This is a genomic window from Mesorhizobium captivum (genome assembly GCF_033977165.1).
Classification (GTDB): domain Bacteria; phylum Pseudomonadota; class Alphaproteobacteria; order Rhizobiales; family Rhizobiaceae; genus Mesorhizobium; species Mesorhizobium captivum.
Genome location: NZ_JAVIJB010000081.1, coordinates 1 through 7,520, shown reverse-complemented (window position 1 = coordinate 7,520; position 7,520 = coordinate 1). Strand labels below are relative to the sequence as shown.

9 protein-coding genes are annotated in these 7,520 nt (G+C 62.7%); 5 read left to right on the top strand and 4 right to left on the bottom strand.

Annotated features, from left to right (window positions below; translation table 11 throughout):
* A partial coding sequence (locus RFM40_RS33020; RefSeq protein ID WP_320279008.1) for a formate--tetrahydrofolate ligase occupies positions 1–140 on the top strand: 140 nt, incomplete at its 5' end.
* A gap of 188 nt (positions 141–328) precedes the next feature.
* Here the strand turns inward: RFM40_RS33020 and RFM40_RS33015 are convergent.
* The 3 genes from RFM40_RS33015 to RFM40_RS33005 form a co-directional block, all read right to left on the bottom strand.
* Positions 329–1,705 (bottom strand): hypothetical protein, encoded by a 1,377-nt coding sequence (locus tag RFM40_RS33015; protein WP_320230277.1) that lies wholly within the window; start codon positions 1,703–1,705, stop codon positions 329–331.
* A gap of 267 nt (positions 1,706–1,972) precedes the next feature.
* A complete protein-coding gene (locus tag RFM40_RS33010; protein WP_320230276.1) occupies positions 1,973–2,155 on the bottom strand; it encodes a hypothetical protein in 183 nt (60 codons plus the stop codon).
* A gap of 158 nt (positions 2,156–2,313) precedes the next feature.
* Entirely contained in the window at positions 2,314–2,955 is a 642-nt protein-coding gene (locus tag RFM40_RS33005) for a cysteine hydrolase family protein (RefSeq protein ID WP_320230275.1), read from the bottom strand.
* 125 nt (positions 2,956–3,080) lie between these two features.
* Between RFM40_RS33005 and RFM40_RS33000 the strand changes: the two genes are divergently transcribed.
* Positions 3,081–4,079: a helix-turn-helix domain-containing protein gene (locus tag RFM40_RS33000; protein WP_320230273.1), complete on the top strand. Its 999-nt coding sequence runs from the start codon at positions 3,081–3,083 to the stop codon at positions 4,077–4,079.
* A gap of 29 nt (positions 4,080–4,108) precedes the next feature.
* Here RFM40_RS33000 and RFM40_RS32995 read toward each other — a convergent pair whose 3' ends face one another.
* Complete coding sequence (locus RFM40_RS32995) at positions 4,109–4,663, bottom strand: sugar O-acetyltransferase (protein ID WP_320230272.1); 555 nt, start codon at positions 4,661–4,663, stop codon at positions 4,109–4,111.
* A 131-nt stretch (positions 4,664–4,794) separates the two neighbouring features.
* On the opposite strand from RFM40_RS32995, the gene RFM40_RS32990 reads away from it, so the two are divergent.
* The 3 genes from RFM40_RS32990 to RFM40_RS32980 form a co-directional block, all read left to right on the top strand.
* On the top strand, positions 4,795–5,253 hold the full coding sequence (locus RFM40_RS32990; protein ID WP_320230271.1) for a DUF4126 domain-containing protein: 459 nt from the start codon (positions 4,795–4,797) through the stop codon (positions 5,251–5,253).
* Complete coding sequence (locus RFM40_RS32985) at positions 5,253–6,629, top strand: FAD-containing oxidoreductase (RefSeq protein ID WP_320230269.1); 1,377 nt, start codon at positions 5,253–5,255, stop codon at positions 6,627–6,629. Before RFM40_RS32990 ends, RFM40_RS32985 begins: the two co-directional genes overlap by 1 nt.
* A 119-nt stretch (positions 6,630–6,748) precedes the next feature.
* On the top strand, positions 6,749–7,520 hold a 772-nt coding region (locus RFM40_RS32980), incomplete at its 3' end, for an MFS transporter (protein WP_320279007.1).

Here is a 7,520-nt window from a genome sequence, read left to right as displayed (position 1 = left end):
GCGAGGTGAGACTCTCGGCCGGCGCCGGCTTCGTCGTCATCATCTGCGGCGAGATCATGACCATGCCGGGCCTGCCCAAGGCGCCGTCCTCGGAAAAGATCTTCCTCAACGAGCAAGGCCAGATCGAAGGCCTGTTCTAAGCATTGCTCGAACTGCAACGACAAAGGGCGCCGCCATGCCGCGACGCCCTTTTTGCTTGGACGATTCTCTCTACGCCACTGAGGAGGAACCGACCTTCTCGATGCCGGCGACCGACTGCAATGAAGGCGCGTTGGCTTGAAGCACGAATTGGCAATTCGCGCTGCCGTTCCTTGCGGTTCACCGATCGCTAATTCCCGCCGAATTTGCTGATCGCGTTCGTGGAGATGAAAACCAGGCGATCGAGCAGCGCAAAAAAGACGTCTATGCTGAACCCAACCACAAAGGCGAAAGTGAAGAGGCCGAAACCTACGGACTTGAACTCGCTGTTGCTGCCGAACGTCGGACCCCAAAACCACGCCAGGATCATTCCAGCCAGCGCGGCCAGCGCCATACGATGGGCTATGCGATAAACCGGCGGATTTGGTTGCGTCGTATCCAGAATAAGTCTCATATAGTAGATCATTGAGCCCAAGGCTGCATAAAGACATGGCAAGATCCATACGGCGTAGGGATCGATGGCGTCTTTTATCCTCAGAGCCCACGAATCCACCGATGGCACCGTCATCGAGACATAGTTCAGCGAATACTTGCAGGCTTGACCGACAATCTTTCTCATGTCCATTCCAAGGACCTGAGAGGCGGAGGCTTGCGTCACAAGTTCGGCCTGGGATATTGCTTGCGTCGTAGCGCCGTCGACGCTTTTGCCGTCTTTGTTTTCCAGTTTCGCCGCCGGTTGAGCCCGACAAAAGAAGTTCATGGTGTCGTTTCCGGCAGGCGGTTCCTTGGCGGCCTCTGCATTGCCGGCACCGCCCGGCTTCTCAGGTGAAGGCGGACTGGCCGTGGTGACGTCCGCGGTTTTGAATGCCCCGACAAAATTCCGGCCGCTCGCCATCGCCGTACCGACGAAGGTTTCGAGCTTCAACACTCCCGGAAATGGCGAGGCTGACAAATTTTCGAAGTCGCCCACTCTTGTTTCCAGGGATTTCAGCTTGAAATTCAGATCGCGAAGTTCGTGCAGCGTCAGGTAGGATGATTCCCGCGCCAGTTCGTCGATCGGCCTTTTTGCTGGAACCTTAGGGTCTTCCGGCTTTCCACCCAATTCAACGGGAAGGCTCGCGAGTTGCATCTGGTCTGGAGAGAACAAGTCATCCTGAGCGACAAGCAGCTGCCTCTCCAACTGGCCAAATCGGCGGTCCGGCTGCTGTGCCGCCAAAGTTTGCACCTCTGAAAGCAAGGCGACGCCCTTATTGTATACCAGAGACAGAGATCCAACCAGAAACATGAGCAGCATTGAAAGAAAAATACAGGTATAGACCATACCTCGAGAGACAAGGTTGTCGTTAGCGCTCTTCAAGGATAACTGCGCCGCTTCTATCTCAGCCTTCAGCGCAATAACATCAGCGTGATCAATCTTTCTTTGCTCCGCCGGAAGCGCCGTAACTTTTTCTCGCGCGGATATGAGTTTCTCGTTTCGCGACCTCCCCTTGCTTGCCGCGTCCGCGACAAGCCGGTCCGCTTCCAAGAGCAGATCCTCGACGCTTTCGGCTTGTGTCGTTTGCGCCAAGCGACCTCCTCAGCCAAGCCACCCAGGCACAAAGCCATATGGACTAGGGCATCCACAGGGCGATCCAGGCGGGCCTGGAGGCTGCGCCCAACACCAGAAATTCGGAGTAAAGCAGATTGTCCCTGGAGCGTGCGGGGGAACTTGAGCGAAAGCAGGCCGCGGCAGGATTGTCGCAACACAAACTAACGCCGCGGCCACCGCATTTCGTGCAACCCGCGCTTTCAATTGCTAGCCCCCACAGCCTACCAATCGAACTTGAATTAAAGCTCAAATTTTATTTTGCGGCAAGACGACGGTGACGTCTGTGAAATACATCACTCTCTGCATGGTTTCCATTTGCTTCAACACGACGGCAAAAATTGTGATCGACGGGGCGTTTTTCGGGCAGCGAGTTGCCCGAAAGAAGAAATGCCGGGCGCGATAAATCGCGATCGCTGGAAGCATCTCCATGGAAAGAAGAGCGCCGCATCGCTGCGGCGCCTTTGTTGTGCCGGGGCAGCCCGGCCTAAAGCATGTCTCCCGAAAGTGGGACCGGTTTCGGGGACAAAGACATGGGTAAAATCAAAATCTAAAGCGCATGGAGCGAATCTGAAAGGCCGCGACGCACTTTAGGCAGCGTTGCGCTCCAGCGCCCGCTGGTTCGACGCATAGATGGTGTCGCGTTCGGGCAGGGCGCCGGTCTTCAGGCAATCGATCCATTCGGCGGTCTTGAGTACCGCGGCGAAACGCGACTGCAGCACGACGCTCACCACGCGATGGATGTCCTCGGCCGACGCATAGCCGGCGCTGTTGGCGTAGGGCACCGAGCCGCTGGCATCCGAGAGAAACTCCACGGCAAAGCCCATATGCACGGCATGGATGATGGTCGACAGATCGCAATTATGCGTCATGTAGCCGACGACCGCGATCGTATCGATGTGGTTGGCGCGCAGCCAGGCCTCGAGATCCGTGCCAGTGAAGGCGGACGGCAGCGTCTTTTCGACATAGTGGTCGCGGGCACGCTTGGCGATGTCGGGGTGCAACTCGCCGCCATGGCTGCCCTTGGCGAAGATCGGCGAGGTCTCCGGCGCCATCTGCTTGACGACGACGATCTTGATGCCGGCCGCCGTCGCGGCGTCCATGGCGCGCGCCACGTTGGCGACGCTGTCGGCGAAGGGCGGATGCTGGATGGCGAGATTGCCGCCGTTGTAGTCGTTCTGGACATCGACGACGACGAGCGCGCGGCGCGGCTGGGTGGCTGGTGCTGACATGGCTTTTCCTTTCGAACGGGGTTGATGGCGCAAAGTTAGGCCGAACATCAATCCGCAAAAAGTGGCCCGATTGACATTATTCGAAAGAATTGGGACACTTCTACCTTAACCCAGTGGTGTCTGCCATGCGCAATCCGATCATCGCCGCCGTAGCTTTCGACGGCATCAGCCCGTTCCATCTCTCCGTGCCTTGCCTGGTATTCGGCGCCGACCGCACGAAGCTTGGCCTGCCGCGCTTCGACTTCCGCGTCTGCGCGGCCGAACGAGGGCCTATTCATACCGACGCCGGCTTGAGCATCTCGGTCCCGCACGACCTTTCGGCGCTCGACGAGGCCGATATCGTCATCATCCCGAGTTGGAAGGATCTCGAGGCCCCTCTGGCCGCACCGCTGAAGGACGCGCTCGAACGGGCGCACGAGCGCGGCGCGCTGATCGTTGGCCTGTGCCTCGGCACCTTCGCCATCGCCGCCGCCGGACTGCTTGCGGGACGCAAGGCGACCACGCATTGGGCCTATACCGATCAGCTCCAGGCGCTTCACCCCGACATCGCCATCGACCCTGACGTTCTCTATGTCGACGACGGCGACATCATCACCTCCGCCGGCGTCGCTGCGGGACTCGACTGCTGTCTGCACATCGTGCGGGCTCGCTACGGCGCCGAGGCAGCGCTTCGGCTCGCCCGCCACGTCGTGCTCTCGCCGCACCGGCAAGGCGGACAGGCCCAGTTCATCGAACGCCCGCTCGCGCCGACGCCGAGCGTCGACCGGTTCGCCAAGGTTCTCGACGACGTGCGGGCAACGCTTGGCGAAACCCACAGCCTGGACAACGTCGCCGAAGCGGCAGGCCTTACCCGCCGCACCTTCACGCGCCGCTTTCAGAAGACGAACGGCACCAGCTTCGGCGGCTGGCTGGCCGACCAGCGCGTGGCGCTGGCGCAGCGGCTGCTGGAGCAGACGGACAAGTCGATGGATATGGTGGCCTTTGAGGCCGGCTTTGGCAGCGCGACTTCGCTGCGCCAGCATTTCGCCGCGCGGCTCAAGACCTCGCCCATGCAGTATCGGCGCGAATTCTCAAAAGCAATTCCAGGAAAAGTGCTGAGCGGATTTGCGTCCGGAATTGCGTAAGAACAAATACTGGAGCGTTCAGGTCGCCCTCAACGGCGTGCAACCGCCCGCGCCGGATTGCCGACGACGGTCGCATTGGCCGGCACGTCGCGTGTCACCACCGCGCCAGCACCGACGATGGCGCCTTCGCCGATGCTGACGCCGGCGAGGATCACCGCGCTGCCGCCTATCCAGGCGTCGTCGCCGATCGTCACCGCCTTGGCGATCTCCAGGCCGGCGCGTCGGCCGGCGGCTTCGCGGTGATGTTCGGCGCAATAGATCTGCACATTGGGTCCGAGCATCGTCCCCTTGCCGATGCGCACCGGAGCGGTGTCGAGGATGGTGCAGCCGGCATTGAGGAAGGCCCTGTCGCCGAGGAGCAGGTTGAAGCCGTAAGCGCAATGGAACGGCGCCTCGATGCGCGCCCCCTCGCCCGCGCCGCCGAGCAGCGCGGCCAAGGCCGGGCCGATGTCGCCGCGCCGCCGGGGCGGCAGGTTGTTGTGCTCGAACACCGCATCGCGGGCGGCAACGCGCAGCTCTTCCAGCTCGGGGTCGATGCAGGTGTACCATTCGCCCGCCGCCATCTTCATGCGCTCGCTTTTCATGTCCGCTCCTCCGATGCCGCCTGCTGCCAAAGCACAATCCATTCCGAGGGAAAAGCCGTGGCCAAAAGCCCGGCCTATGCTAGCCTGCTGTCGCGGGGCCATGCGAGGTCCTGAATTTGAGGGGGTCGATCATGCTTTACTTTCTTGCATTGCTGATTGGCGTCGTCGCCGGCCTGCGCACCATGACGGCGCCGGCGGCTGTTGCCTGGGGCGCCTGGCTGGGCTGGCTGCCGATCGGCGGTATCTGGGCGAGCTTCATGGGCCACTGGATCGCAGTCGGCATCTTCACCATTCTAGCGATCGTCGAGCTCATCGCCGACCAGCTGCCGTCGACGCCGAGCCGCAAGGTGCCGCAGCAATTCGGCGCCCGTATCGTCGTAGGCGCCTTCTGCGGCGCGGTCATAGGCGCGACCGCGGGCGCCGCCATCGGCGGCCTGATCACCGGCGCGATCGGTGCGGTGATCGGCACGCTGGGCGGCGCCGAAGCGCGTGGCCGGCTGGCTGCCGCCTTCGGCAAGGATCCGCCGGCCGCCTTCATCGAGGACGCGGTCGCGATCATCGGCGGCCTGCTCATCGTGGCGGCGGTCTGATGAGCGCGAAGGCTTTCGATGCCATCGTCATCGGCGCCGGCCAGGCCGGCCCTCCGCTGGTCGGCCGGCTCGAGGCCGCCGGCATGAATGTCGCGCTGATCGAGCGCAAGTTCATCGGCGGCACCTGCGTCAACACCGGCTGCATGCCGACCAAGACAATGGTGGCGAGCGCCTATGCCGCGCATCTTGCCCGCCGCGCCGCCGACTATGGCGTCGCGCTTTCCGGTCCCGTCGGTGTCGACTATCAAAGGATCAAGGCGCGCAAGGACAAGGTCACGAACGACGCGCGCGGCAATCTCGAAAGCTGGATCGCCGGGATGAAGGGCTGCGCGCTTTATCGCGGCCATGCCCGTTTTGAATCCGCCGACACCGTGCGCGTCGGCGACGACCTGCTCACCGCGCCAAAGATCTTCCTCAACACCGGCGGCCGCGCGTCCGTGCCTGACCTGCCCGGCGTCCACGACATCCCCTATCTCACCAATTCCTCGATGATGGATCTCGATGTGCTGCCCAGCCATCTTATCGTCGTCGGCGGCAGCTACATCTCGCTCGAATTCGCGCAGATGTTCCGCCGTTTCGGCTCCGAGGTCACGGTGATCGAGAAAGCGCCTCGGCTGACCGGCCGCGAGGACGAGGACGTCTCGGCCGCGATCCAGTCGATCCTCGAAAACGAAGACATTGCCGTCCATGTCGGCGCCGACGACATCGGCTTTGCCAGGAAGGGCAACGAGATCGCTGTGACCTTTTCAGCCGGCAAGCCGCCGGCGGTCGGCTCGCATGTGCTGCTCGCGCTTGGGCGCGTCCCCAACACCGACGATCTCGGTCTCGACAAGGCAGGCGTCAAGGTCGACCAGCGCGGCTACATTGTCGTCGACGACCGGCTGCGCACCAGCGTGCCCGGCATCTGGGCGATGGGCGACTGCAACGGCAGGGGCGCCTTCACCCACACCTCTTACAACGACTACGAGATCGTCGCCGCCAATCTGCTGGACAACGATCCGCGCAAGGTCAGCGACCGCATCGAGGCCTATGCGCTCTACATCGATCCGCCGCTTGGCCGCTGCGGCATGACCGAGGCTGCAGTGAAGAAATCCGGCCGTCGAGCGCTCGTCGGTCAGCGGCCCATGACCCGTGTCGGCCGCGCCATCGAGAAGGGCGAGACGCAAGGCTTCATGAAGATCCTGGCCGACGCCGACACCGGCGAGATCCTCGGCTGCTCGGTGCTCGGGCCGGGCGGCGACGAAGCGATCCACTGCGTGCTCGACCTCATGTATGCCAAGGCGCCGATCTCGACGCTCGCGCGGGCCATGCACATCCACCCCAATGTCTCGGAGCTTCTGCCAACGATTGCCCAGGAACTGAAGCCTCTGACCTAGACGCTTAAAAAAGGGCCGCTCTTCTATTTCTGCAATGCAGCATTGCAACAATGGCGATTGCACGCCAGCAGAATTCGCCCTCAGTCTGACGGCTTGAACCGATTCAGTCCGGACCTTCCATGCCGCTGCCGATCCTAGCGCTTGCCATTGCATCCTTCTGCATCGGCACCACCGAATTCGTCATCATGGGCCTCCTGCCGGAGGTCGCCGCCGATCTCGGCGTCTCGATCCCGTCGGCCGGCCTGCTGGTCACCGGCTACGCGTTGGGCGTCGTCTTCGGCGCGCCGATCGTCGCCATGGCAACCGCGCGCCTGCCACGCAAGCCGGTGCTTGTCGGCCTCGCCACGCTGTTCGTCATCGGCAATCTCTTCTGCGCCCTTGCGCCCAACTACTGGCTGCTGATGGCGGCGCGCGTCTTTACTGCTTTTGGCCATGGCGCCTTCTTCGGCATCGGCTCGGTGGTCGCCGCAAGCCTCGTGCCGCGCAACAAGCGGGCGAGCGCGATTGCCCTGATGTTCGCCGGCCTGACGCTCTCCAACATCCTCGGCGTCCCCGCCGGCACCGCGCTTGGCGAGGCTTTCGGCTGGCGTGCCACCTTCCTCGCCGTCGTCGGCATCGGGCTGATCTCGGTGGCGGCCATCGCCTGGCTGGTGCCGTCGAATGTCGCGGAACCCAGCGGCGGCGGCCTGCTCGGCGAACTGCGCGTGCTGGGCAAATTACAGGTCTGGCTGGCGATGCTGATCGCCTCGCTTGCGTCGGCCAGCCTGTTCGCGGTTTTCACCTACATCAAGCCTTATCTCACCGACGTCTCCGGCCTGTCGACAGCGACCGTCACCTGGGTGCTGCTCTTGTTCGGCGCCGGCATGACCATCGGCAACATCATCGGCGGCC